This is a genomic window from Haloferax larsenii (genome assembly GCF_024730625.1).
Lineage (GTDB): Archaea > Halobacteriota > Halobacteria > Halobacteriales > Haloferacaceae > Haloferax > Haloferax larsenii.
Genome location: NZ_CP078063.1, coordinates 830,344 through 855,393 on the forward strand (window position 1 = coordinate 830,344; position 25,050 = coordinate 855,393).

General features: G+C 64.0%; 23 protein-coding genes and 1 pseudogene. 10 read left to right on the forward strand and 14 right to left on the reverse strand.

Translation table 11 applies throughout. From position 1 onward, the window contains the following. Positions 1 to 87 precede the first annotated feature (87 nt). Together pheT and pheS are read right to left on the reverse strand one after the other, a co-directional pair. Complete coding sequence (gene pheT, locus KU306_RS04295; RefSeq protein ID WP_007543829.1) at positions 88 to 1,803, reverse strand: phenylalanine--tRNA ligase subunit beta; 1,716 nt, start codon at positions 1,801 to 1,803, stop codon at positions 88 to 90. After that, entirely contained in the window at positions 1,803 to 3,302 is a 1,500-nt protein-coding gene (pheS, locus tag KU306_RS04300) for a phenylalanine--tRNA ligase subunit alpha (RefSeq protein WP_258302983.1), read from the reverse strand. The genes pheT and pheS overlap by 1 nt, the downstream gene beginning before the upstream one ends. Before the next feature lie 393 nt (positions 3,303 to 3,695). Between pheS and KU306_RS04305 the strand changes: the two genes are divergently transcribed. Then, the gene (locus tag KU306_RS04305) at positions 3,696 to 3,962 is read left to right on the forward strand and encodes a hypothetical protein (protein WP_074793054.1); all 267 of its coding nucleotides are present in this window, start codon (positions 3,696 to 3,698) and stop codon (positions 3,960 to 3,962) included. Positions 3,963 to 3,982: 20 nt separating this feature from the next. On the opposite strand, the gene KU306_RS04310 is transcribed toward KU306_RS04305, so the two are convergent. After that, positions 3,983 to 5,128 carry an NAD(P)/FAD-dependent oxidoreductase gene (locus KU306_RS04310; RefSeq protein ID WP_258302984.1) on the reverse strand — a complete coding sequence of 382 codons (1,146 nt, stop codon included), beginning with the start codon at positions 5,126 to 5,128 and terminating at the stop codon, positions 3,983 to 3,985. 115 nt (positions 5,129 to 5,243) lie between these two features. Here KU306_RS04310 and KU306_RS04315 point away from each other — a divergent pair, with 115 nt between their 5' ends. Continuing rightward, a complete protein-coding gene (locus KU306_RS04315; RefSeq protein ID WP_258302985.1) occupies positions 5,244 to 6,266 on the forward strand; it encodes an ornithine cyclodeaminase family protein in 1,023 nt (340 codons plus the stop codon). Positions 6,267 to 6,504: 238 nt separating this feature from the next. On the opposite strand, the gene KU306_RS04320 is transcribed toward KU306_RS04315, so the two are convergent. The 3 genes from KU306_RS04320 to KU306_RS04330 all read right to left on the reverse strand — a co-directional run bounded on the left by KU306_RS04320 (position 6,505) and on the right by KU306_RS04330 (position 9,952). After that, positions 6,505 to 8,094, reverse strand: a complete 1,590-nt coding sequence (locus KU306_RS04320; RefSeq protein ID WP_258302986.1) for a tryptophan--tRNA ligase — start codon at positions 8,092 to 8,094, stop codon at positions 6,505 to 6,507. Continuing rightward, positions 8,091 to 9,110 carry a tRNA-intron lyase gene (endA, locus tag KU306_RS04325; RefSeq protein ID WP_258302987.1) on the reverse strand — a complete coding sequence of 340 codons (1,020 nt, stop codon included), beginning with the start codon at positions 9,108 to 9,110 and terminating at the stop codon, positions 8,091 to 8,093. Before endA ends, KU306_RS04320 begins: the two co-directional genes overlap by 4 nt. A 110-nt stretch (positions 9,111 to 9,220) precedes the next feature. Further along, a complete protein-coding gene (locus KU306_RS04330) occupies positions 9,221 to 9,952 on the reverse strand; it encodes an endonuclease NucS domain-containing protein (protein WP_258302988.1) in 732 nt (243 codons plus the stop codon). A gap of 147 nt (positions 9,953 to 10,099) precedes the next feature. Here KU306_RS04330 and KU306_RS04335 point away from each other — a divergent pair, with 147 nt between their 5' ends. Next, complete coding sequence (locus KU306_RS04335; RefSeq protein ID WP_258302989.1) at positions 10,100 to 10,750, forward strand: HAD family hydrolase; 651 nt, start codon at positions 10,100 to 10,102, stop codon at positions 10,748 to 10,750. A 23-nt stretch (positions 10,751 to 10,773) separates the two neighbouring features. On the opposite strand, the gene KU306_RS04340 is transcribed toward KU306_RS04335, so the two are convergent. After that, the gene (locus KU306_RS04340; RefSeq protein ID WP_258302990.1) at positions 10,774 to 13,113 is read right to left on the reverse strand and encodes a DEAD/DEAH box helicase; all 2,340 of its coding nucleotides are present in this window, start codon (positions 13,111 to 13,113) and stop codon (positions 10,774 to 10,776) included. A gap of 625 nt (positions 13,114 to 13,738) precedes the next feature. Here KU306_RS04340 and lipA point away from each other — a divergent pair. From lipA to lpdA, 5 genes are all read left to right on the forward strand, one after another. Then, complete coding sequence (gene lipA, locus KU306_RS04345) at positions 13,739 to 14,641, forward strand: lipoyl synthase (RefSeq protein ID WP_007543849.1); 903 nt, start codon at positions 13,739 to 13,741, stop codon at positions 14,639 to 14,641. Between the two features lie 278 nt (positions 14,642 to 14,919). Next, positions 14,920 to 16,026: a pyruvate dehydrogenase (acetyl-transferring) E1 component subunit alpha gene (pdhA, locus tag KU306_RS04350; protein WP_258302991.1), complete on the forward strand. Its 1,107-nt coding sequence runs from the start codon at positions 14,920 to 14,922 to the stop codon at positions 16,024 to 16,026. After that, complete coding sequence (locus tag KU306_RS04355) at positions 16,023 to 17,006, forward strand: alpha-ketoacid dehydrogenase subunit beta (protein WP_007543853.1); 984 nt, start codon at positions 16,023 to 16,025, stop codon at positions 17,004 to 17,006. The genes pdhA and KU306_RS04355 overlap by 4 nt, the downstream gene beginning before the upstream one ends. Before the next feature lie 3 nt (positions 17,007 to 17,009). Further along, a complete protein-coding gene (locus tag KU306_RS04360) occupies positions 17,010 to 18,509 on the forward strand; it encodes a dihydrolipoamide acetyltransferase family protein (protein WP_007543855.1) in 1,500 nt (499 codons plus the stop codon). Beyond that, positions 18,509 to 19,936, forward strand: coding sequence for a dihydrolipoyl dehydrogenase (gene lpdA, locus KU306_RS04365; RefSeq protein ID WP_258302992.1), 1,428 nt, complete (start codon positions 18,509 to 18,511; stop codon positions 19,934 to 19,936). The genes KU306_RS04360 and lpdA overlap by 1 nt, the downstream gene beginning before the upstream one ends. 24 nt (positions 19,937 to 19,960) lie before the next feature. On the opposite strand, the gene KU306_RS04370 is transcribed toward lpdA, so the two are convergent. Beyond that, positions 19,961 to 20,173, reverse strand: a complete 213-nt coding sequence (locus KU306_RS04370; protein ID WP_258302993.1) for a helix-turn-helix transcriptional regulator — start codon at positions 20,171 to 20,173, stop codon at positions 19,961 to 19,963. After that, positions 20,170 to 20,586, reverse strand: coding sequence for a DUF2178 domain-containing protein (locus tag KU306_RS04375; RefSeq protein ID WP_049918821.1), 417 nt, complete (start codon positions 20,584 to 20,586; stop codon positions 20,170 to 20,172). The genes KU306_RS04370 and KU306_RS04375 overlap by 4 nt, the downstream gene beginning before the upstream one ends. A 189-nt stretch (positions 20,587 to 20,775) precedes the next feature. Between KU306_RS04375 and KU306_RS04380 the strand changes: the two genes are divergently transcribed. Continuing rightward, complete coding sequence (locus KU306_RS04380) at positions 20,776 to 20,985, forward strand: hypothetical protein (RefSeq protein ID WP_258302994.1); 210 nt, start codon at positions 20,776 to 20,778, stop codon at positions 20,983 to 20,985. Positions 20,986 to 21,096: 111 nt separating this feature from the next. Here KU306_RS04380 and KU306_RS04385 read toward each other — a convergent pair whose 3' ends face one another. From KU306_RS04385 to serB, 4 genes and pseudogenes are all read right to left on the reverse strand, one after another. Further along, complete coding sequence (locus tag KU306_RS04385; protein ID WP_258302995.1) at positions 21,097 to 21,633, reverse strand: hypothetical protein; 537 nt, start codon at positions 21,631 to 21,633, stop codon at positions 21,097 to 21,099. A gap of 79 nt (positions 21,634 to 21,712) precedes the next feature. After that, a pseudogene (locus KU306_RS04390) lies at positions 21,713 to 21,793 on the reverse strand (IS6 family transposase); the annotation flags it as partial. A 46-nt stretch (positions 21,794 to 21,839) separates the two neighbouring features. After that, positions 21,840 to 22,031 carry a hypothetical protein gene (locus KU306_RS04395; protein WP_007543866.1) on the reverse strand — a complete coding sequence of 64 codons (192 nt, stop codon included), beginning with the start codon at positions 22,029 to 22,031 and terminating at the stop codon, positions 21,840 to 21,842. A 50-nt stretch (positions 22,032 to 22,081) separates the two neighbouring features. Further along, positions 22,082 to 22,732: a phosphoserine phosphatase SerB gene (serB, locus tag KU306_RS04400; RefSeq protein WP_258302996.1), complete on the reverse strand. Its 651-nt coding sequence runs from the start codon at positions 22,730 to 22,732 to the stop codon at positions 22,082 to 22,084. Positions 22,733 to 22,894: 162 nt separating this feature from the next. Between serB and serA the strand changes: the two genes are divergently transcribed. Continuing rightward, the gene (gene serA / locus KU306_RS04405) at positions 22,895 to 24,472 is read left to right on the forward strand and encodes a phosphoglycerate dehydrogenase (protein ID WP_258302997.1); all 1,578 of its coding nucleotides are present in this window, start codon (positions 22,895 to 22,897) and stop codon (positions 24,470 to 24,472) included. Positions 24,473 to 24,476: 4 nt separating this feature from the next. On the opposite strand, the gene KU306_RS04410 is transcribed toward serA, so the two are convergent. Beyond that, positions 24,477 to 24,983 (reverse strand): hypothetical protein, encoded by a 507-nt coding sequence (locus KU306_RS04410; RefSeq protein WP_049918824.1) that lies wholly within the window; start codon positions 24,981 to 24,983, stop codon positions 24,477 to 24,479. Positions 24,984 to 25,050 lie beyond the last annotated feature (67 nt).

Below are 25,050 nucleotides of genomic sequence, written 5' to 3' on the forward strand. Positions count from 1 at the left end.
GAACGTGGGTCGGTAAGCGAGACAAAACGGACGAAGTGGGACAGCAGGACGAAGTAGGCGAAGCGTGACGAAACAGGACGAAGGCCGTTACTGCAACGCGGCCAAGTCGAACTCGAACGCTGCGACGGGAAGTTCGAGGTCGTGCTCGACGATGACCTTCGGGTGGAGCTCGCCGACGATACCGACTTCCTCGCCGTCGATGACGACCGAAGCGGTGCGGCCGGGGATGAACGACGGGTGTTCGGTCGCGGGCGTCTCCAGTTCGACGCCAAAGTCGTTGCAGAGCGTCGCGAGACGGGCCTTTGCGTCCTCGTAGGTCGCGTCGTGGCGGGCGAGGACGGCCGCGACGTGGCGGGCCTCGGAGACGCGGGTGTTCTCGTCGTCGTCGCGGTGGGCCACGTGGCCGATTTCCGCGAGGTCCTGCGGGTACGCGCGGTGGGTGTTGTTCTCCAGAACCATCGTCAACGAGGGCAGTACCCACGTCCGAAGCATGGTGTAGTCCTCGCTGTAGGGTTCGGTGATGGAGGTGGGTTCACCGCCGCCGAGGACACTACCGGAACCGGGTTCGACGTCCATGCGCTCGTAGTTCTCTTCTTCCGAAATCATGTGGAAGTTGAGCAGGTCCTCGAATCCGAGGCCGACGAGCGCGGTCCGGGCGGCGTCTTCGAGACGAGAGCGCTCGTGGCGCTGGCCGACCGTGCCAACGTCGGGGTAGCGCGGTTCGAGTTCGTTGAACCCGTAGGCGCGACCCACGTCGTCGACGAGGTCGAGCGGGTGGAGCACGTCCACGCGGTACGGCGGGATAGAGACCTCGTAGACGGTCTCATCGCCCAGTTCCGCATCCGCGTCGAGACCGGAGCGCTCGAAGAGGTCGATGACCTCGTCCATCTCCAAGTCGACGCCGAGGACCGTCTCGATTCGGTCGTGACTGACGCGCTTCGTCTCGACTTCGAAGTCGGGGCGGACGACGGTTCCGCCCTCGTACTCGACTTCGACTTCCTCGATGGTCGCCCCGCGGGCGGCCAGCGCGTAGCAGATGATGTTGCACATCCGGTCGATAGTCCACTGGTCGGTCCCGGTGAGTTCGACGAAGAGTTCTCGGGAGTCGGTCGTCACCTCGGTCCGGCGACCGTTGATGACAGGTGGGAACGAGAACAGGCCGATTTCGTCGTAGATAGCCGGATAGCGCTCGTACTCGGAGACGAGGTCGGCGTACTTCCGGCCCGTGTCGTGCTGTTCGAGCACTTCTGCAGGGGTGAGTTCCTCGTTGGAGTCGAGCGCGACGAAGGTGTCGCCGTCGGGCTCGATTCCCGTGTAGGTGATGGCGTTTCCGGTGGACTGCTCCGAGAGCACGTCGCCTTTCAGCATCGTCAGGTCGTGGATGCCGATGGCTCCCTTGGCGCGCTTGCGGCCCATCGTCGCGTGGAGTTTCTCCTGCAACTGGATGAGCGAGTCGAGCGCGGCCTCGTCTAAGTCCACACCGCGGACGACCGCACCCGTGACGTACGGGCGCTCTTCGGGGACCGACTCGTCGACGACGATGGTCCAGTCAGGGTCGTTCGTCTTCGGGACGGTGACACCGCGAGCGTCGCCGTACTGGTAGCGAAGCGACCGCGCGACGCCTTCGACCGAGAGGCGGTCCAGTCGGTCCGGGCCGAATTCGAGTTGGAACGCCCCGTCTTCGGTCACGCCCTCGAATTCGAGGCCGAGCGCGAACAGGTCGTCTTTGAACTCCTCGTCGGACTTCTCTTCGTGGCCGGTCAAGCGGCGCAGTTCGTCTGGTTGAACGTCTACGACAGGCATTATCGGAGCACCTCCGTCTCGCGGAGTAAGTCGAGGTCACACAGCGTTCCGTGAACGTCGCGGATGTCGTCGAACCCGTACATGAGCATCAGCAGGCGCTCCAGCGCGAGGCCCCACGCCATGACGTCGCACTCGACGCCGAGCGGGCGAAGCACTTCCTCGCGGAACATGCCGGAGTTCCCGATTTCGATGAGTTCGTTCGTCTCTGGATGGCGGCCGAACAGCTCGAACGACGGCTCCGTGTAGGGGTTGTAGTGCGGTTTGAACTGGATGTCCGTGATGCCGAAGTGGGAGTAGAACTCCTCGAAGGTGCCCATCAGGTCGCGCACCGAGAGGTCTTCGGCCATCACCCAGCCCTCGATTTGGTAGAATTCGAGCAAGTGGGTCGGGTCGAGCGTGTCGTTACGGTAGACCTTCTCGACCGAGAAGTACCGCTGCGGTGGCTCTAACTCGCCGACTTCGTGGCCGGAGAGGTAGCGCATCGACAGCGACGTGGTGTGGCCGCGAAGCGCGACGGCGCGGGCGAAGTCCTCGCTCCACGGCGAGTGATAGCCGTCACCGTCGTCGCCGACACCGTTCAGGTGCGACGAGCGAACGCGGTCGATGAGGTCCTCGGGGATGTCCTCCATCGGCGGCACGTCGAGGGCGAAACGGTCCCAGTGGGTGCGCGCCGGGTGGTCCTGCGGCATGAACAGACAGTCGTTAATCCAGAAGTCGGCGTCGGCGTGGGGACCTTCCATCTCGGAAAAGCCCATGCCGACGAGCACGTCCTTCACCCGGTCTGCGGTCTGCCGGAGGATGTGTTTCTTCCCGCCGCGCACTTCGGGCGCGTCGGCTTCGACGTTGTACTCGGTGAACTCGACGTCTTCCCACTCACCGGAGGTGAGCATCTCGGGCGTGAGTCGGTCGACCGTCTCGGCCGCCTCGACGCCCTCCATCAGCGCCGTCACGCCCTCGTCGGTGAGGGTGACGGCGCGGATGGTTCGCTCGTGGCGAACGACGAGGTTCCGCGATTCGAGTTGGTCAAGCACGTCGGTATCGACTGTCTCGCCCGCGACGAGGGCCGAGAGGGCGGCCGCTTCCTCGTCGGCGTCGGGGTTGGCGTCCGCGTCGGGGACGAGTTCGCCCGAGTCGATGTGGCCGTAGCCCTTTCGCGCGAAGTTCGACAGCGCGATGTCCACCTGTGGGCCGCCGAGCGAGGAGGCTCCGATGACTTGGCCCATCTGGACCGCGTCGCCGCCGCCGACGTCCATGGCGGCGCGGTAGAGCCGAATCTCTGGAAGGCCGTCGTCGGCGTATTCGACGCCTTCGTCGGTCAGTTCGACGTCCTCTTCGACGGTCTCTGTGACCGTGACGAGGCCGTCGTCGCGGAGGTCGAAGACCGCACCCGTCACCGTCTCGGGTTTCAGGTCCGTCGCCTCCGCTAGCTGTGCTATCGTCCGTTCGTCTGTGGCGCTCGCGGCGTTCAACACCGCGACCTGTGATTCCGGAAGTCGCATCTGGTTCGTTGTGGCGTTAGCCGTCTGGGAGTCGGTTAGCAGTTTCGAAGCCTCGCCGGTCTGGCGAGTTTGACCGAATGAGTCGGTTTCGTCCGCCGGGCGCGGTCACGCCCGAGCGAAGTCCGCCGACCTCAGGCGGTCAGAAAGAAGAAGCCGAACCCGTCGGTGGTCGGTTCGCGAGTGACGCAGACACCATCACTGACAGGTTCGGTCGTCATTACCTTTGAGGATGCCGCGTTCATTCAAAACGATTCCGGAATCGTGGGAGATGGTGCCATGACTTGCACTGGTGTCGCCAACGACGGACTGGGTACCCGCTGGCGTTCCCGCTCACTCGCCAGAGGTGATAGGGTACCTTCATATCGGCAGCACTCCCACGGACGACGAAGACGAATGCGAGACTTGGCTGCTGACCTGCAGACGATTCGACTCGGGGAAGAAGCGTCGCTCATCGTCAAACCGCCGAACCGCCCCGACGACAGGGACGACGTCGAGGCCGTGCTCGTCCAGTCGAACCCGGCCTACGAGTTCGACGACGGCACCCAGACCTATCGGGTCGTCGAAGAGAGCGGTCGGTTTCGCGTTCTCGCGTCGCGCGACGTCGCTGACCCCGTTCGCGAACTCGGAGAACTCCGCGCCGTCGTCAACATGAGCGGCTGAAACGGATTTCTGACGACCTCTTACGCCACGTTCTGTTCAGTGAGCGTCTCGCCTGACTCGAATCGGTCGAGCGACAGCGCAGACACGTCCACCTCGCAGGCGTCCTCGTCGAGGCACATGTCGGCCACCGCCTCCCCCGTCGCAGGTGCATGCTGGAACCCGTGGCCCGAAAAGCCGGCCGCGACGACGAACCCCGATTCGACCTCGTCCAGAATCGCGTGATGGTCGGGCGTCACGGCGTACAGGCCAGCCCACCCGTTTCGAATCCGCGTCTCTGGTCCGAAGTAGGCCGCGCAGTCGTCGGCCCGCTCGGTCGCCTCGACCGCCCACTCCACGTCCATCGACTCGTCGAATCGGTCGGGGTCGACATCCGGGTCCGACTCCGAGAAGTGCCCACCGACGATGGCGGTTCCCTCACGCTCCGGGCGGAAGTACGACCCCGTATCGAGGTCGATAGTAAGCGGCGCGTCCTCGGGGAGGTCGCCTTCGGGCTCGACGACCGCAATCTGTCGGCGGCGCGGCGCGATTGGCAGGTCGATATCCGCGAGCGCAGCAATCTGGGTCGCCCACGCGCCCGCCGCATTCACCACGGCGTCGGCTTCGAGTGTCTCGTCGGGCGTCTCGACCAACCAGCGGTCGCCGTCCCGGATGAGGTCTGTCACCGGCGTCTTCGTCCGGATGTCACCACCCTCGGAGCGAACCGCGTCCGCGAATCCCTGTACCGCCGAGTGCGGGTCGGCGATGCCATCGGCGGGCGAGTAGGTCGCCGCGACGAACTCGTCAGTCCGAATTTCGGGGACGTACTCGCAGGCCTCCTCCGGGTCGATGAGGCGACTCGGCGCACCCGCGTCGTTCTGCATTTCGACGTTGTCGCGGAAGGCCGCAGCCGTCTCCTCGGTTCGGGCGAGAAAGAGGTACCCCGGCCGCCGGTAGTCGATGTCGACCCCGAATTCGTCGTCGAACGACTCCCAGACGGGAATACTCGCCAGCGAGAGCTCCACGTTCACCCGCGTCGAGAACTGTGTTCGAATCCCGCCCGCCGCCCGTCCGGTGCTTCCGCCGCCGAGTGTCCCCGCCTCACAGACGGTGACCTCGGCACCGCGTTCGGCGAGAGCGTGCCCGCAAGCGAGTCCGGTGACGCCGCCGCCGACGATGAGAACGTGCATGGTGGTCTCTGATTTGGTGCACCAACATGAGTGTGTCTGTCACACAGCAGCATAGACCACGAGGTGAGTCACCATCCTGCAAAAAGTTCACCTCAGTGCCACGAGTACTGAACGTATGGTCCGAATTCTCTCGACCGACGCCGTTCGCGACCTGCTCTCGCTCACGGAGTTGTTTCCCGTGGTCGAAGACGCGTTCGTGAAGCAAGGCCGGGGAGAGGTGGAACGGCCGGCCCGGCCACACTTTCCAGTCGGTATCGACGTCGACCGGGTGAGGGACGGAAGCGGGCCGAACCTCCCCGACGGCGGAGCCAGTTCGTGTCCACCACTCGGAACGGCGCTGACCATGCCCGCGTACATCCACGGCCGCGACGTGTACGCGACGAAACTCGTCTCGGTCCACTCGGGGAACGACGAACACGGACTGCCCACCCTGAACGCACAGGTGGTTCTGACCGACGCGACGACCGGCTTACCACTCTCGCTCCTCGACGGAACGACGCTCACGAACGCCCGAACGGGCTGTATCGGCGGGTTAGCCGTACAGTACCTCGCCGCGGACCCGGTTCGACTCGGTGTCATCGGCGCGGGCACGCAGGCCCGGTGGCAGACGCGCGCCATCGCTGCGGCCTCCGAAGTCGAGTCGATTAGCATCTTCTCGCCGACCAAAGAGAGTCGCGAGGCGTGCGCGGCCGACCTCCGCGACGAGGGGCTACCCGCCGAGGCGGTGTTGACGCCGAAAGAAGCCGTCTCGGATGCGACCGTCGTCGTCACCGCGACGACCAGCGTCGAACCCGTCTTCACCGGCGAGTGGCTCGACCCCGGAACGCTCGTCGTCGCCATCGGGGCCTACACCGGCGAGATGCAGGAACTCGGCCCGGTGGTGTTCGACCGAGCAGCCCAGGTCTTCGCCGACGTGCCCGAGGAAGTCGCCGAAATTGGAGATATCCGCGAAGCGGGGCTCTCGGCGTCCGACCTCGTCCCGCTCTCGGACGTGTTCGAGGGAGTTGCTGGCCGCGACGGCGACGACGAGATTCTGGTCGTCGAAAGCGTCGGCTCGGCGGTTCTGGATGCGGCGACCGCGGAGTATCTCTACAACAAAGCACAAGAACGAGACGTCGGTGAGGACATCGGGTTGTAACCGGGTGGGTGCTTGCGAGCAGCCGCCTCACTAATGTTCGGCGTTTGTCTCGCTCTGCTCGGTGAAACACCGTATCGCCCACCGGGCGCTACGAGCAGCCGCCTCACTAATGTTCGGCGTTTGTCTCGCTCTGCTCGACAAACCACCGTGAGACGCTTCGCGCCTCACGAGCAGCCGCCTCACTAATGTTCGGCGGCTACACCGCGTCGTCTTTCAGACGCCGCGAGCTGCAGCTTCGCTAATGCTCAGCTGCAACCCCTCGTCGCTCCGTCTCTAAGTCGATATCGAGCGAATCGAGGACGTCCTTCGCCTCTTCGCGCTTTTCCTGATGGTCTTCGAGGAACTCGCGCATCAGCGTCGCGGCCTGCTCTTTGCACCCGCCACAGAGACGCTCCCCGTTGACACACTCGTCGTAGACCTCCTTGGCGAACTCGTCGTCGTCGCCGGTGAGGAGGTACGCGTACAGTTCGTAGACAGGACACTTGTCGGCCTCACCACCGAGTTCGCGCTGCTCTTCGGCGGTGTCGCGGCCGCCGGTCGTGGCGGATTTGACCTTGTCGTAGCCGTCTTCGGGGTCGTCGAGCAGCGAGATGTGACTCGCCGGAATCGACGAGGACATCTTGCCGCCCGTCAGGCCGGTCATAAAGCGGTGGTAGATGGACGACGGCGGGATGAAGCCGTAGCCGCCGTGGTTGGCCTCGACCTCGCGGGCGAGTTCCTCCGCCTCCGCAACGTCGAGTTCGAAGGCGTCGATGTGCTGGTCGTAGCGGCGTTTTTCGCCCTCGATATCCTCGATGAGCGCCTCGAACGCCTCGTCGGTCGCCTGTCGGGCGAAAAAGCGGATGCGTCGGCGCAGTGGTTCCATCCCGGCATTTTCGAGCTTCTCGACCGCCGAGTCGCGGACCGACTCGGCCACGAGAACGCCGTGCGCGTCGAGGTCGGCGTCGGCGACCCAGTCGGCCGCTTCGCCGCACCGCGGCATATCGGGGTCTTCGGCGTACTCCTCGCGGGCGTCGTAGGCGGCGGCGACGACCAGTCGCTCCGTGTCGTCGAGTTCGAAACTCGCGAACGCCTCGGTGACTTTGAAGAATCGCATCCGAGTCGTCAGGTCGCGAGCGAACCGAACGTGGGGGTCCTGGTCGGGGCCGACCGGGATGACCGTCGGTTGTGGCTCGTCCAACTGCGGGTAGAGGATGTCGGCCATCTGCGTGACGACCGACTGCATGTGCGAGATGTTGGTCTCGCCGTCGAAGCCGTAGATGCCCTCGAACTCGGAGAAGTTGGCCTTGCCTCCGAGTTCGAACGCGAGTCGCTGGAGGCGGTCGTTGTCCGACTGCCGGTAGAGTTCACCCTCCTCGGTGTCGAACCCGAGCGCGATGAGCGACAGCAGGTAGTCGCGGCTGTGCTCGTTGATTTCCTCCCAGTCGATGCCGCGGGCGGAATGAGCCTCCATGTCGGCGATGAGGCCGTAGGCGTCGCCGCCCTGCTGTTGATGCCAGATTATCTCGTCGAAGACGAGTTTGTGACCGATGTGCGGGTCGCCGGTCGGCATGAAGCCCGAGAGGACGGCGAAGTCGTCGCCGTCGCGCATGGCTTCGAGGACCGGGCGGTAGTCACGGTGGCCGAAGATGACGCCGCGACGCATCAGGTAGTGGGGGTTCGGCACCTCGTCGAGGACTTCGTCGAACTCCTCGATGCCGAACTCCTCGAACAACTTCCGGTAGTCGGCGATGGTCGACGAGCCCCACGGGTCGAGAGCGACTTCGTCTGCTCCCTGTGCTGTACCGCCGTCGGTGCGGATTCGCTCCGCGGGTTCGTCTCGTGTCATGGCGTAAGCCGACTGACCGAAAGCCAGTCTATCTCTCCCTTGGCGGTGGTTAGCGCAAAAACCATTCGCTTGCGGACACCGCCGGCGAGTCGCACGTCCAACGAGAGGTCCCGCGGGACGAACGTGTGGTCGGGCGTGACCACGCGCACGAGGAACTCGGAGTGTGAGAGGTCGTCCACCGTCTCGAAGTCGGTGTAGACGCGGAAGTCGGAGCCGAACTTGAACCCGCTTTTGGGCACCGTTCCAACCTCCCGAAGGGAAGTGTAGACCGACAGGCGGCGGTCGAATCGGTCGCCTTCGACCTCCCGGCCGCGCTCGACCACTTCGTCGGCGTCGATGTCGAGTGCACCCTGTCGCGCGAGGTAGGCCGCTTCGAGAAGCGAGAGTTGGAGCGGCCCGCTGTCGGCGTTGCGGCCGTAGAGGCGCTGACCGAAGAAGCCGTCCTGGTAGAGGCGGTCCACCCCGGTCGAGACCAGCGCGCGGTCCGACAGCAGGTCGGCGTCGAGGTCCGCGGGGAGGTCCTCCGCGGCCGTTCCCTCGGGCGAATCACCCTCGGTGTCGAAGTACGTCAGGTCGCCGTCCTCGTCGACGATGGCGAGAACAACCTCGCCGAGCGAATCGACCGGAATCGGCTGGCGCTCGCCGACGACGCGGACGCGATACTCCACGTCGCCGTCCCACGGACCCTTGCCGCGGGGGTAGACGAGGAAGTCCGCTCCCGCCGGGTCGTCAACGCCCGGCCAGTCCTCGCGCGCAGGCGAGAGATAGAATCCCCGGTCGCGGAGGTCTTTGTACACGACAAAGTCGAGCGTGGTTCCGGTGTGGGCGAGCAGGTCACGCAGACCCATCCCATCCACGCTGTCGATATCACCGCGGGACAGGAGGTGTGCGGCCTCCACAGGCGCGACATCGAGGTCGTTGCCACCCGTCGGTCGGCCGTACCCCCGTGAGTCGTAGAACCGCTGTCGGGCGTCGCCCGGGAGGTGGACGACACCGTCTTCGAGGCGTCCTTGCATACCCGAGTCGGGGGCGGGCGACGACAAAGGGCCTGCGATGCGAGCGGCCGAGACCGGTGGGAGACCGTGTCGCCATCGCCGGGACCACGGGCGGCGACGCGGGTCCCCGGTCATGCGACCTCGCAGGTCGAATCGAGACACCGACGCCCGCGGGCAGTCTCGAATATCGGGAGGCCACACTCGCAGTCGTCCACGACGACACCTGCTGGAAGCGAGAAGGCGGTCTCGCATTCCGGGTAGGCGTCGCAGCCGGCGAGGAGTCGCCCACCTCGACGGATGATTCGCAGTGGTGACCCACAGTCCGGACAGGCCCATTTGCCGTCGAATCGAGCTTTTACGTGGTCGTCGAGCGGGTCGCACTGGCGGTCGATGCAGATGTCGAAAGCGGCCCCGCGCTCGACGCGCATCAGCGGGAGGCCGCAGTCGTCACACGTGTCGTCGCGGACGGTCGCACCCGCGGGCAACGAGAATTCGACGCCCGAATCGAGAGCCGTGACCGAACCGCTGGTTCGGACGAGCGGTTCACCCGTCTCTGGGTGGGTTCCGACCGGAACGCCCGCTTCGCTCGCGGGGTACTCGGGGCGGCCGAGTACGTCGTGCGATTCGACTGTAAGAACCTGTTCGCCCGCGCGGGCGACGAGGCCGAACGACCCCGGTCCAGATTCGACCGTGAGCGAGTCGGCACGGGTCAGCCACGCGACTGGCTGATACCCAGAGGCGTCGTGGACGAGGACGGTTCGGTCTGGCTTGGCGACCACGACGACGCGGCCGCGCTGTGTCCGCTCGCGCGACCCTTCGAAGTGGACGGTACAGTCACCGGCGAAGACCCGGATAGATTCCATGGACTGGGGTGGTCCCGAATTCGGATTTGAACCTTCGCGCGAAGGTTGATGTACGAACGCGGCGGGACGTCCGAGCCATGCCGCATCGGGAATCCGAGCCATGCCGCGGCACGAAGGCCTTTCGTCGGCCGCGCCACAGACCGAGGTATGGACGCGAACGTGGTGCTGTTCGATATGGACGGCGTGTTGGTCGATTCCGAGCAGTACTGGCACGCCTTCGAGGACGACTGGGTGTTCGCCGAGGCCATCGAGTCCGGTGACCCGGCCCACGAGGAAATCACGGGAATGAGCTTCCGCGAAATCTACGATTACCTCGACGCGGAGTACGGAACGACCGTCACCAAAGACGAGTTCGTCGAGGCGTACAACGAGAACGCGGTCGACCTCTACGGCGAGAAAGTCGTCCTGATGGACGGTGCGGAGGAACTCTTCTCGGACCTCCGCGCGGCAGGCAAACAGGTCGCCATCGTCTCGTCGGCCCCGCAGGACTGGATTTCCACCGTCCGCGAGCGCTTCGACCTCGACCCCCTCGACCTCGTGCTCTCCGCCGACGACATCGACAAGCCCGGCAAACCGGAACCCCACATCTACGAGGCGGCCGCGAAGGAACTCGGCGTCGAACCCGAAGACTGCGTCGTCGTCGAAGACTCCGTCAACGGCATCGAGGCGGCCGTACGGTCGGGCGCGTACACCATCGCCTACCGCGGCGACCAGAACGCCGAGTTAGACCTGTCGCGGGCGGACGAAATCGTGAACGGGCCGGAAGCGTTGCGGGCGGCGTTGCTGGGCGAGAAGTGAGTTGAGCGAAGACGGAGTATCGACTACTCCACCCGAACCGTCCGCGTCTCCCGAATCGGGAGCAACGGCAGGTCGGGGAAGGTGACTTCGACGGCGAATTCGAGTTCGTCGTCGGTCGCGCCGAAGACGCCTACTGGGACAGCAACTTCGTCCGTCAGGTAGCACTCTTTTTCGGACATTTCGACGCCGTTGACGGTGACACGAATCCCGACTTTCCCGCCGCCAGCGGAGTTCGTGATGCGAATCTCGTGCATGTCACTCTCGCCGCGAGTGACGGATTCGGGGAACGCACCCCAGTCGATTTCCGGCGCGGGGAGGTTCTTCGCGCTCTTGACGACGCGCTCTGCGACGCCCTGCGAGAGGCCCGCGCGAGTGAGTTCCTTCACACCGGCGTCGACCACGTCGGTCGGTGAGGCGAGACCGCCGGTTGCGAGCTTTCGGGCGCGACGCGGACCGATTCCGTCGACGGCGGTGAGAGCGGCGGCCTCCCCGCTGACGCCGTGGTCGACCCGTGCTTCGACGCGGCGGGCGAGGTTGGCGGCGCGGGCATCGGCGAACGTGTCGAGGAACTCACGGAGCGCCGAGAGCAGGCGAAGCGCGTTCTGGCGGATGACCCACGCGTCGCTCCGGAGTTCGCTCGGCGTCGAGTTGGCCATTCCGGCGTGGAGGATGGCGAGAACCTTTTGCGGGCCGCCATCGAGTGAGGTCGAGACGCCGGTAAGCACCGAATCGATGGCGTCCACTTCGGACTGGCGGGCAGAGACTTGACGGAAGTCGGCGGCCCCGGCGACCGCTTCGAGGATGTCGTCTGCGGTGATTCGGTCGCGGTTCGCCACCTCGGCGAATCGGGTCGCGGTGCCGAGACGAAGGTAGTATTTCGAGGTGAGGCGGCCGAGTTGCGTCGCGTCGATGGCGAGGTCGTCGTTCATTTCGACGAAGCCGCGGGACACCAGTCGGTCGAGCACGTCGCGGACGCGCGAGCGAAGGTCCTCGAAGTCGTAGGCGCTCGGATTCGACTGCGCCCGGCGGTAGTAGAAGGTCGTCTCCAACCACGACATCACGTCGTCGAGGTCGCGGATGGTTCCCATCGCGATTTCGGCGTTGAGGTGCGAATCGAGGTCTTCGGCGAGTCGGGACTCGATTTCCTTGCCCTCACGGAGGAGACGACGGTACTTGTTCTGGTCTGCGTGGTCGCAGACGACCCAGCCGTAGCCGACGTCGTCGTAGCCGGGGCGACCGGCGCGCCCGAGCATCTGGAGGATGTCGAGCGGCGAGATATCGACCTCGCCTTCGAGCGGGTCGTGGTGCTTCGTGTCGCGGATGACGACACACCGCGCAGGGAGGTTGACACCCCACGCGAGCGTCGACGTCGAGAAGAGGAGCTGAATCTTCCCCTCTTTGAACCACTCTTCGACGGCCTCGCGGTCTTCCCGCGACAGTCCGGCGTGGTGGAAGCCGACGCCGTCCAAGACGCCCTTTCGGAGAGAGTCGTTACCGAGTTCCTTCGCCTCGTTGTGGAAGTCGTAGTCGCCGCGGGCACCGATAGGAACGTCGCGTTTGGCGAGTTCGTCGCGGGCTTTCCCGGCCGCGCGAACCGCGTCCTGCCGCGAGGAGACGAAGACGAGCGCCTGCCCGTCGTCGCGGATATGTGGCTCGGCAAGGTCGAACGCCCGATAGAGACGGCGATACTTGTCGGCGAAGGAGTTCTCGCCGTGGGTGTAGGTCTTGACGCCCGCGTGGAGGTCCACCGGGCGGTAGTCGTCGCCGAACTCGAAGGTGGTCTCGTCGGGCGCGTCCAGCCACGCCGCCACGTCGTCGATGTTCGGCATCGTCGCCGAGAGCGCCACGATTCGGGGGTCGCAGATGCGACGCATGCGCGAGACGGTGACTTCGAGGACGCCGCCGCGGGTCTCCGAGTCGAGCAGGTGGACCTCGTCGATGACGACGCAGTCCACGTCCGTGATGAAAGAGTAGCGCGCGGAGTCGTGTTTGCGCGTCGCCGAGTCGGTCTTCTCGGGCGTCATCACGAGGATGTCCGCGCGCGCCGCGCGACGCGGGTTCAAGTCGCGCTCGCCGGTGACAACGTAGACGGAGTAGCCCAGTTCTTCGAAGCGTTCCCACTCGGACTCCTTTTCGGTCGTCAGCGCACGGAGGGGCGCGATGAAGAGCGCGGTCCCCTCGTCGCGGAGCGTGCGACAGATGGCGAGTTCGGCGAGCGCCGTCTTCCCGCTTGCCGTGGGCGCGGACGCGACGACGTTGTGGTCGGTCTCTAAGATGGCCGGAAGCGCCTCGCGTTGCATCTGGTTGAACTCGTCGAACCCGAAGGCGTCGGCGAACTCGGGGACGGCTTCGACGACCTTCACGAGATGCACCTCCACAGTCGTGTCGGCGGTGAGGGCGAGACGGAGACGAGAGTCATACTGGAAGCCGAGTCGTCCGGGGGGAAAGGCGTTTCTCCATCTAGCGGCGACGCTCGGCGACTGGGACAAAAAGAACAGCCAGCGGGACAGCGCTGTACAGCGGGTGGGGCTCCGGGGGGTGGAGTAGTCGAGTGGCGATACGGGGACAGTTCAGGGTCGTGGGGGCCGACAGTCGCTTACGCAGCGACGGTGAGAGCGGCGATGAACGACCACTTCGTACCCGCGGTGGCCTCGTGCTTCTTCGATTCGGCCTTCGACAGGTCGCGACGGTGTTTCCAGTTCATACTACTCTAAAATATTTACTCGAATATAAGTTTTTCAGTTCCGTGATACATCTAGCACGGTTTTACATGGACTATGGTCGAAAGTCGTGATGAATTTGAGTCGAACGTTTACTTTTCCGTGATTGTAGTAGTCATTTGAACGCTTATTCGATTGGTGTGGTAGCACTGGACATGGCGTCGAATTCCCCGCCAACACCGGGGCGACAATGTAATCCCTCACGTTTTTGCCGGGGCGGGCGAAAGAACTGGGCATGCGCACGAGGCGGAAGCCCGATTGGTTGAAGATGCGGCCTCCCTCGGGCCAGCGCTTCACCGACATCAAGTCCACGCTCCGCGACCGAAACCTCAACACGGTCTGCGAGGAAGCGAACTGTCCGAACCTCGGTGAGTGTTGGAGCGGCCGCGACGGGCCGGGCACGGCGACGTTCATGCTCATGGGCGACCGGTGCTCCCGCGGCTGCAACTTCTGTGACGTCCAGACTGGTGGGATGGAAGCCCTCGACCCCGACGAACCGGCCAACGTCGCCGAGGCGGTCGCCGAAATCGGTCTCGACTACGTCGTGTTGACCTCCGTCGACCGCGACGACCTCCCCGACCAAGGGGCGAGCCACTTCGCGGAGACGATTCGGGAGATAAAACGCCGCGACCCCGGGATTCTCGTCGAAGTGTTGATTCCCGACTTCCAGGGCGAACCGGAACACGTTCGGAAGATTATCGACGCCGAACCGGACGTCATCGCCCACAACATCGAGACGGTCGAACGTCTCCAGTGGCCGGTTCGTGACCGCCGCGCCGGATACGAGCAGTCGCTGTCGGTCCTCCAGCAGGTCACTGACGAATCCGATATCCACACGAAGACCTCCATCATGCTCGGTCTCGGCGAGTACCACCACGAGGTGTACCAGACCCTGTCTGACCTCCGCGAGGCCGACGTGGACATCGTCACGTTCGGCCAGTATCTCCAACCGTCGCGGAGCCACCTCGACGTGTTCGAGTACGTCCACCCCGACGTGTTCGAGACGTGGCGACGAGTCGCCGAAGACGAACTCGACTTCCTGTACTGTGCGTCCGGCCCGATGGTCCGGTCGTCGTACAAAGCGGGCGAACTGTTCGTGGACGCGCTCCTCCGCGAGGGGTCGTCCGTCGAAGAGGCTCGGCAGGCGGCGCGTGCGGCCGCTGGTCAGTAACGGTCAGAAATCCGGACTGTCAGCGATACCAATCGCTCTCCGCAGGTCACATGACTCGTGCTATTTTCTGGATATTTCCGATTATTCCTCGGAGATGTGCGGGTTCACGCTAACGACCATCAGGAAGAATCGTTTAGAAGTCAAGATGTCCAATTTTCTCGCGTGTGAGTTTACATAGCACGACCGCGAGCGCGATAATCCGAGTTAAAGTAAATTATATACGAAAACAATATAACGGCGGCGGGTGTCGATTTTGCTATGAACAGGAGGGTTCTCCCGTGAGCGTGCTTCAACGTGACCCACAGGACCAAGTACGAGTCCTCGACGAGGACGGCTCTGTCGTCGGCGATGTACCCGATATCGACGACGAGACCATGGTCGAGATGTATCGCTACATGCGACTCGCCCGCCACTTCGACACGCGGGCGGTGAGCCTCCAGCGACAGGGGCGGATGGGAACGTATCCGCCGCTTTCGGGCCAGGAGGGTGCCCAAATCGGCAGTGCCGTTGCACTCGCCGAAGACGACTGGATGGTCCCGAGTTACCGCGAACACGGTGCGGCACTCGTTCGGGGCCTTCCGCTGAAGCAGACGCTGCTCTACTGGATGGGCCACGAGAAGGGCAACGAGATGCCCGAGGGCGCGAACATCTTCCCGCCCGCAGTCCCCATCGCGTCGCAGATTCCCCACGCCACGGGCGCTGGCTGGGCGCTCAAACTCCGTGAGGAAGCCGACAAGGCGGTTATGTGCTACTTCGGCGACGGTGCGACCTCCGAAGGCGACTTCCACGAAGGGCTGAACTTTGCAGGCGTCTTCGACACGCCGAACGTCTTCTTCTGTAACAACAACCAGTGGGCGATTTCCGTCCCGCGTGAGCGCCAGACGGCATCCGAGACCCTCGCACAGAAGGCAGTCGCCTACGGCATCGACGGGATTCAGGTCGATGGCATGGACCCACTCGCGGTCTACGCCGTGACGCAGGCGGCCCTCGACAAGGCCAAGAACCCGCAGGAAGACGAGTGCCGACCGACGCTCATCGAGGCGGTCCAGTACCGCTTCGGCGCACACACCACCGCGGACGACCCGACGGTCTACCGCGACGACGAGGAAGTCGAGAAGTGGAAGGCGAAGGACCCGATTCCGCGACTCGAAACGTTCCTCCGCGAGACGGGCCGACTCGACGACGAGTCGGTCGACGCCATCGAGGAGAGCGTCAAAGAGCAGGTCGCAGACGCCATCGACGCCGCAGAGTCCGACCCACGTCCGGACCCGAGCGAGATGTTCGAGTACGCCTACGCCGAGATGACCCCCGAGGTCGAGGCACAGTACGAGGAGTTCCAGGCACTCCACGAGAAGTTCGGCGACGAAGGATTCCTCCGAGAATGACGGAACAGAACCTTACTATCGTACAGGCAGTACGGGACGGTCTCTACACCGAAATGCAGCGCGACGACGACGTGTTAGTCATGGGCGAAGACGTCGGCAAGAACGGCGGCGTCTTCCGCGCGACCGAAGGTCTCTGGGACGAGTTCGGCGACAACCGCGTCATCGACACGCCGCTCGCCGAATCCGGTATCATCGGCACGGCCGTCGGCATGGCCGCGATGGGTCTCAAGCCCATCCCCGAGATTCAGTTCTCCGGCTTCATGTACCCCGGCTACGACCAGATTATCAGCCACATGTCGCGGTTCCGCACCCGGACCCGCGGGCGCTACACGCTCCCGATGGTCCTCCGCGCACCCTACGGCGGTGGCATCCGCGCGCCGGAGTCGCACTCCGAGTCCAAGGAGATGTTCTACGCGCACGAGGCCGGTCTGAAGGTCGTCATCCCCTCGACCCCGTACGACACGAAGGGGCTTCTCATCTCCGCGATTCGCGACCCCGACCCGGTCATCTTCCTCGAACCCAAACTCATCTACCGCGCCTTCCGCGGTGACGTTCCCGAAGACGACTACACGGTTCCCATTGGCGAGGCCGCCGTCCGCAGAGAAGGGACCGACGTGTCGGTGTTCACCTACGGCGCGATGACTCGCCCGACGCTCGAAGCGGCCGAGAACCTCGCCGAAGAGGGCATCGACGCCGAGGTCATCGACATGCGAACTATCTCGCCGCTCGACCGCGAGGCCATCGTCGAATCGTTCAAGAAGACCGGCCGTGCGGTCGCCGTCCACGAGGCACCGAAGAACGGTGGTCTCGGAGCCGAGATTACGGCGACGATTCAGGAAGAAGCGCTTCTCTACCAGGAAGCACCCGTAAAGCGCGTCGCAGGCTACGACGTCCCGTACCCGCTGTACGCACTGGAGGACTACTACCTCCCGTCCGTGGCCCGCGTCGAAGAAGGAATCCGCGAAACTGTGAACTTCTAACCAATGCCCCTCGAAGAATTCAAACTCCCCGACGTTGGCGAAGGCGTCGCAGAAGGCGAACTCGTAACGTGGCACGTCTCTCCCGGCGACGAAGTAACCGAAGACCAAGTGCTCGCCGAGGTCGAGACCGACAAGGCACTCGTCGACGTTCCGTCCCCGTTCAACGGGACGGTCAAGGAACTGCTCGCCGAGGAAGGCGAGATGGTGCCCGTCGGCAACGTCATCATCACCATTCAGGTCGGTGACGACGCCGACGTCGAAGAGACGGCCGAACCCGAGCCAGAGACCGAATCCGAACCAGAAGAAGCGGAAGACGACGGCGAATCCGGCGGTCGCGTGTTCGCACCGCCGAGCGTCCGGCGTCTCGCCCGTGAACTCGGCGTCGACCTCTCGACCGTCGACGGTTCCGGCCCGAGTGGCCGCGTGACCGAAGGCGACGTTCGTGCAGCCGCCGAGTCCGAATCCGAGGCAACGGCGGAGGCGACCGACGAGAGTCCGCGCTCCATCGAGGGCAACGGACAGGCGGCGGTCCAATCCAGCGAAAGCGCGGCCGTGACGACCGAGAGCGCCGACCGCGACAAGACGCTCGCCGCGCCCGCGACCCGAGCGATGGCAGAGGAGAAAGGCGTCGACATCAACGCCGTGCCCCCGAGCGAGACCCGCGACGGGCAGGCGTTCGTCTCTCCCGAAGCCGTCCAAGAGTACGCCCAGGCACAGCAGCAGGCGCAGGCCGCAGACGCACAGGCAGTCTCCGCCGAACCCGAGGCTGGCACCGCGAGCGCCGAGACGGCCGACACCGGCCCCGCCGCTGGCGAGCGCGTCCCGTTCAAGGGCGTCCGCAAGGCCATCGCCGACCAGATGCAGCAGTCGAAGTACACCGCGCCGCACGTCACCCACCACGACGAAGTTGACGTGACGGAGCTCGTCGAACTGCGCGAGCAGCTCAAGCCCGTCGCGGCCGAGCAAGACACGAAGCTCACCTACATGCCGTTCGTGATGAAGGCGGTCATCGCGGCGCTGAAGGACTTCCCGTACATGAACTCGCAACTCGACGAGGAGAACGAGGAAATCGTCCTCCGCGACGAGTACAACATCGGCGTCGCGGCCGCGACGGACGCCGGTCTCATGGTTCCGGTCGTCGACGAGGCCGACCGCAAGGGCATGCTCGAAATCGCCGACGAGATGAACGAACTCGTCGAGAAGGCCCGCAACCGCAAGATTTCGCCCAGCGAGATGCGCGGCGGCACCTTCACCATCACCAACATCGGTGGCATCGGCGGCGAGTACGCCACGCCCATCATCAACTACCCAGAAGTGGCAATCCTCGCCGTCGGAGCCATCAAGGATAAGCCACGGGTAATCGACGGTGAAATCGTGCCACGCAAGGTGCTCACGCTCTCGCTGTCGTTCGACCACCGCATCGTCGACGGTGCACAGGGTGCCCGCTTCACGAACCGTATCAAGGAACTGCTCGAAGACCCCAAGCTGTTGGTGCTCGAATAATGGTCGTCGGAGACATCGCAACCGGAACCGACGTACTGGTCATTGGTGCCGGACCGGGCGGCTACGTGGCCGCCATCCGTGCCGCACAGCAGGGCCTCGACACCACGCTCGTCGAGCGCGACGCCTACGGCGGGACCTGCCTGAACTACGGGTGTATCCCCTCGAAGGCGCTCATCACGGGGTCCGACCTCGCCCACGAGGCGGGCCACGCCGAGGAGATGGGTATCCACGCCGACCCCGTCGTCGATATGTCGCAACTGCGCGACTGGAAAGACGGCGTCGTGGACCAGCTCACCGGCGGCGTCGAAAAGCTCTGTAAGGCAAACGGCGTCAACCTCGTCGAAGGGACCGCTCGGTTCAAAGACGAAAACGCCGTCCGCATCGCCCACGGCGGCGAAGGACAGGGCTCGGAGACCATCGAGTTCGAACACTGCATCATCGCCACCGGGTCGCGCGTCATCCAGATTCCCGGCTTCGAGTTCGAAGACGAACACGTGTGGTCCTCCCGCGACGCTCTCGCGGCCGACTCCATCCCGGACCGCCTCGTCGTCGTCGGCGGCGGCTACATCGGCATGGAACTCTCCACGACGTTCGCCAAGCTCGGCTCCGACGTGACCGTCGTCGAGATGCTCGACGACATCCTGCCGGGCTACGAGTCCGACGTCGCCCGCGTCGTCCGCCAACGCGCGGAAGACCTCGGCATCGACATGCACTTCGGCGAAGGTGCGAGTAGCTGGCGCGAGGAAGACGACGGCATCATCGTCACGACCGAACTGGAAGGCGGCGACGAAAACGAGTACCGCGCCGACAAGGTGCTCGTCGCCGTCGGCCGCGAGCCGGTCGCCGACACGATGGAGCTCGAAAACGCCGGTATCGAGACCAACGAACGCGGCTTCATCGAAGTCGACGACTTCCGCCGAACCGAAGCCGAGAACATCTACGCGGTCGGTGACGTCGTCGCCGACACGCCGATGCTCGCCCACGTCGCCTCCAAGGAAGGCATCGTCGCCGCCGAACACATCGCCGGCGAACCCGTCGCCTTCGACAGTCAGGCCGTTCCGGCCGCCGTCTTCACCGACCCCGAAATCGGTACGGTCGGCATGACCGAAGAGGAGGCAGAAGAGGCTGGCTTCACGCCCGTCGTCGGCCAGATGCCCTTCCGCGCGTCCGGTCGCGCGCTCACCACGGGCCACGCTGACGGCTTCGTGCGCATCGTCGCCGACGAGGAGTCCGGCTTCGTCCTCGGTGCCCAAATCGTCGGCCCCGAGGCGTCCGAACTCGTCGCCGAAGTCGCACTCGCCATCGAGATGGGCGCGACGCTCGAAGACATCGCCTCGACCATCCACACGCACCCGACGCTCGCCGAAGCGGTCATGGAGGCCGCCGAGAACGCGCTCGGACAGGCGATTCACACGCTGAACCGGTAGATTCAGCGAAGAAAAGCGGCTTTTTTACGCGGTCGAATCGGCGTCGAGTTCCGGGTCGAAGAGGTCTTCGACGCGACACTCGAAGTGCGCGGCGAGTTTGAACGCCAGTTCCAGCGAGGGGTCGTACCGCTCGCGTTCGATGGCGTTGATGGTCTGTCTCGTGACGCCGACCGCTTCCGCGAGTTCTCCCTGACTCAGATTCGCGTCCTCTCGGTGTGCCCTCACGGCGTTCTTCATGGCCGGTATCGGACCCAGAGATAGCTGAGGCCGAAGATAACGGCCACCGAAACGTAGCCGTACAGCGCACCGTGGACCATCGGGGGCGCGTCCACCATCCCAAGTTGCGTGCCGAGTCGGACGACCGACGCACCGACGATGAGGAGTACCGCAGTGACTGTCATCGTGAGTTGACTCGCCCGTCGGTCGATTGCTTTGTCTCGCTCGTCGAAGAGAGTAACCGAAGTCCCTTTCCAGACGACGAGTGCGCCGACGATGCCGACCCAGTAGACTGCTTCACTGAGGACGTGGTAGTCGAGGGATCTAAGCCCGAGTCCCACGGCGACGCCGCCGAGGAGGAACGCGTACATCAAGTACCGATACCGTCGCTGCTTGGAGAGCCGAGGTGTCGAAGTCTGTTGGACCTGTGTCATGGCTGTGTGTAAAGCACCGTGTGTAAAGCGTGCTTTACAGTAAAGGATGCTTTACACACCCACTTAGTCGTTTCCCCGACAGGTTTAGCACTGAGTACTGGCTCAGTCGGTGTCTCGTACGAGTACTCGAACCCCATCGATGCCGTCGCCTACGAAAGCAGCCAAGGCGATAACATCGGACGGGACCGAATGAAGCTTGAGGAGTCCTCAAAAGCGGCCAAGACGAATGCCATCTTCAACCCAGGGAGTCTCGCGCTCTTTGACGGCAGCGATTGTACATGCACGGAAACTGCCGTCGAGACCCCGCTGGAAGTGACTTGGAAGCGAGCCACACTCCCCATCCGCGAAACGAAGTCCTTCGATGCTAGCCGCTCGGCCGTCTGCGACTCACCAACGTAAGAGAGTATCCCTAGCGTAACAAGCAGAGCGGCGTATCGCACACTCCTGAGCCCTTTTTACGCCCTGTCGCAGTGGCGTTCAACTGTGAGTGTCGGGTGAGACATCACGCACCTACGACTCGGTGACGGTGAACTCTGCAGCGAGTAGTGGCCGCGACGCTGCCCAGCCGTAGTACACGACCCGATAGGTTCCCGGTACAAAGGCCTGACACCGTTCGTAGGGTTCTGGAAAGCCACCACGCTGTGGTTTGAACGACCATTGGTCGACAGCACCCGGGGCGAGGGAGTTGGTGGTCTCAGTCCACGTGTGGTCCGTCGCAACGCCGAGTGCGTGTGTCCACTCGTCATTCGAGTTCAACCCCTGAATCGTGAATCTGGGCGTGGCAGAGACGTCAATCGCAGTCTGTGTTCCATTACGCAGGGTGGCAGTAACTGCCTCTGTAGGGGCCACTGTTTGTGGTGTGAGAGTGAGTGTGACCCCAGCGTCAGTTGCTGCCGGCAGGTCTGTGGGAACGTCGATGTCGGTCGCCTGGTAGCCCGGTGCACACTCGGCTGCGGCAGTCGAGCGAGGCGGAAAACGAGTACAGCCAGCAAGGCAACCACCGATGACGAGAGTGCTGGCAGACTGGAGGAGCGTACGGCGGTCCATACATGAGACGTACCGACCGGAAACTCATCTGAGTTTTGAACACTATTCGTCAGTGATGCTTCGACTTACTGGGCACTGTCTAGTTAGTGACCTCCTCAACCGGTGTTCGCCCGTCGAGCGATTGATTCGGTCGTTGGAAGTTATCGTACTGCGTGAGTTGTTTAATTGAAATTCGAATTAAATATTGAACACCGATTCTCGAAAAGCTACTCGTTTTCTAACCACCACAGTCCCAACATCGTCCCCACCACTGCCACGGTGGCGGGAATCGATTTATCGATGCCCAGCGTTCGGAAGTCGAAGAGGACAACTCCCTCGAACTGGGCGGCGAGTGCGAGGGCCACGAAAACGAACCCCGCTACCCATAGCTCGGGTGTATTCACGTCACTAATTGACATGAAATCCGATACGATTCGAAGTGTGATAAATGTTAGCAGAGTTCAGCCAATCAGGCGTCGTCGGCGTCGAGGATGTTGTAGCCCTCGAACACCTTGCCGAGTCGGTCCATCGAGGAGACGACCACGTCACAGGCCGGACGGACGGCGTCTTTGGGGACGAAACCGACCGAGAGTCCGGCGATTTCGAGCATCGGCAGGTCGTTCGCGCCGTCGCCGACCGCAACGGTGCGGTCGAGTGGGACGTCGTGTTCGGCGGCGTGATTTTCGAGCGCGGTGTCTTTCGTCCCCTCGATGAGCGAGCCTTCGACGTCGCCGGTGAGACGGCCACCCTTCACAGGCAGGCGGTTCGAGACGATGTCGTCGACTTCGACCCCCTCTTTTTCGAGTGCGCGCTGGACGCCGCGTTCGAACCCGCCGGTGAAGATGGCGACGTGGTGGCCGTAGTCGCGGAGTCGCTGGATGAGGTCGGCCGCGCCCGGGCGGAGTTCGACCTCGCCGTAGGCCTCCTCGGCGAGTTCCTCTTCGAGCCCTTCGAGCAGGCGAGCGCGCGAGCGAAGGCTCTCCGCGTAGCTAATCTCGTCGTTCATGGCGCGTTCGGTGATATCGGCCATCTCGTCGGCGGTGCCGTTTCGTCGGCCGAGCAACACGGTCATCTCCGAGTCCGAGAGCGTGCCGTCGAAGTCGAAGGCGATGATTCGCATATCTGTCCGTCGGACGCGTGGGGTTTCAAAGCTTCCGCGTCGGCAGAATCCCGAAGGTTGTGAAAATATCCACACATATTCATTCCCATGCAAGACACTCACACTGTCACCAAAACGGCCGTTGTGACAACTCTTAACCCACATGAGTAACTCCGTACGCGCATGAAGGTACTCGTCACAGACCCGATTGCCGACGCGGGTCTGGACCGGTTACGAGAGGCCGGTTACGAGGTAGAGACCGCCTACGAAGTCGAAGGTGACGCGCTGCTCGAAGCCGTCTCCGACGCGAACGGACTCATCGTCCGCTCCGGAACGCAGGTCACGTCCGAAGTGCTCGAGGCGGCATCTGACCTCGTCATCGTCGGTCGTGCCGGAATCGGCGTCGACAACATCGACATCGAGGCCGCAACCGAACACGGCGTCATCGTCGCCAACGCTCCCGAAGGGAACGTCCGTGCGGCCGCCGAACACACCGTCGCGATGGGCTTCGCCGCCGCTCGCTCGATTCCGCAGGCACACGTCCGCCTGAAAGACGGCGAGTGGGCCAAATCCGACTACCTCGGCAACGAAGTCAACGGCAAGACCCTCGGCGTCGTCGGCCTCGGCCGCGTCGGCCAGGAAGTCGCAAAGAAGTTCGACTCCCTCGGAATGGACATCGTCGCCTACGACCCCTACATCGGCCAAGAGCGCGCCGAGCAACTCGGTGCAGAGCTCGTCGAATTCGACGACTGCCTCTCCCGCGCCGACTTCCTGACCGTCCACACGCCGCTGACGCCCGAGACGGAAGGTCTCATCTCCACCGACGAACTGGAGACGATGGGAAGCGGCTACCTCATCAACTGCGCCCGCGGTGGCGTCGTCGACGAGGCGGCCCTCGCGCAGGCAGTCGAAGACGGCGTCCTCGACGGCGCGGCGGTCGACGTGTTCGCCGACGAACCCGTCTCGGCCGACAACCCGCTTCTCTCCGTGGACGATGTCGTCGTCACGCCACACCTCGGTGCGTCCACCTCGGCCGCACAGGAGAACGTCGCCGTCTCGACGGCCGACCAAGTCGTTGCCGCGCTCCGCGAAGAGCCGGTGATGAACGCGCTCAACGCGCCATCGGTCGACGAGAGCGCCTTCCCGCGCATTCGCCCGTACATCGACATCGCGGAGACCGCCGGCAAGATTGCCGCCCAGCTTCTCGATGGTCGTATCGGCGAAGTCGAAGTCAGCTATCAGGGCGACATCGCCGCCGAGGACGTCGAACTCGTCACGGCATCCGCGCTGAAAGGCGTCTTCACGCCGCTCGAATGGCAGGTCAACGCCGTCAACGCCCCGCAGATTGCGAAGGAACGCGGCATCGACGTGACCGAGTCGAAGTCTCGCCAGTCTGAGGACTTCCAGAGTCTCGTCGAGGTCACCGTCCGCAACGGCGACGAGGAGATGACTATCGCCGGAACGCTCTTCGCGGGCGAGGACCCGCGTATCGTCCGCATCGACGGCTACCGCCTCGACGCAATTCCGCACGGCTACATGCTGGTCGCGCGCAACTACGACAAGCCGGGCGTCATCGGCTTCATCGGCACCGTCCTCGGTGAGAACGACGTCAACATCGCTGGGATGTTCAACGCTCGCCGCGCGAAAGCCGGCGGCGAGGCACTGACCGTCTACAACCTCGACGACGAGATTCCTGACGACGTCCGCGAAACGCTCCTCGGCGATGACCGCATCATCGACGTGGACGTCATCACGCTCTAACCGGTCAGTAGAGTCCCACGGCCGACAACACGTGGGCCATCACACGTTCGGGAAGTGATTGCGGGGTGCCCCGCCGACGCTTCCGTGACGCTTTCTTTGGCGACTGCTTCGACGGCCGCTTTAGAGATGCATCGCTCGGCGACGACCTCGATTGCAGTTCGCTGACGATTCGTTCGTAGCGGTCGATGACGTTTTGTTTGTCCTCGTAGGCCGCTTCGAGTTGGGCCTTGAGCTGGGCGTTGGTCTCGCGGAGCGCCTCGTTCTCGCGGCGGAGTGACCTCGCATCCGTGGTGGCTGGCGCAGTTTTGGGCGACCCAGACGGCTGCGACGCGGTGTGCGCTGCTCCGACGGGCGAATCGTCGACGGATGCGGTGCTGGAAGCTGGTTCTCGACGGTGCGTCACGGTGGACTCGGCCGTGGTGTCACTGGATTCCGACCCGTCCAGTGGGTACGTTCGCGACCCGGTCCCGTCCCGACTCACGGTTCCGGTCGGCATGCTGGTGAGCGACATCGTGTGGCACAACGTACCACAGAATGAAAAGAATGTGTCAGACGCACAACTGACGCGCGTCCGCCAC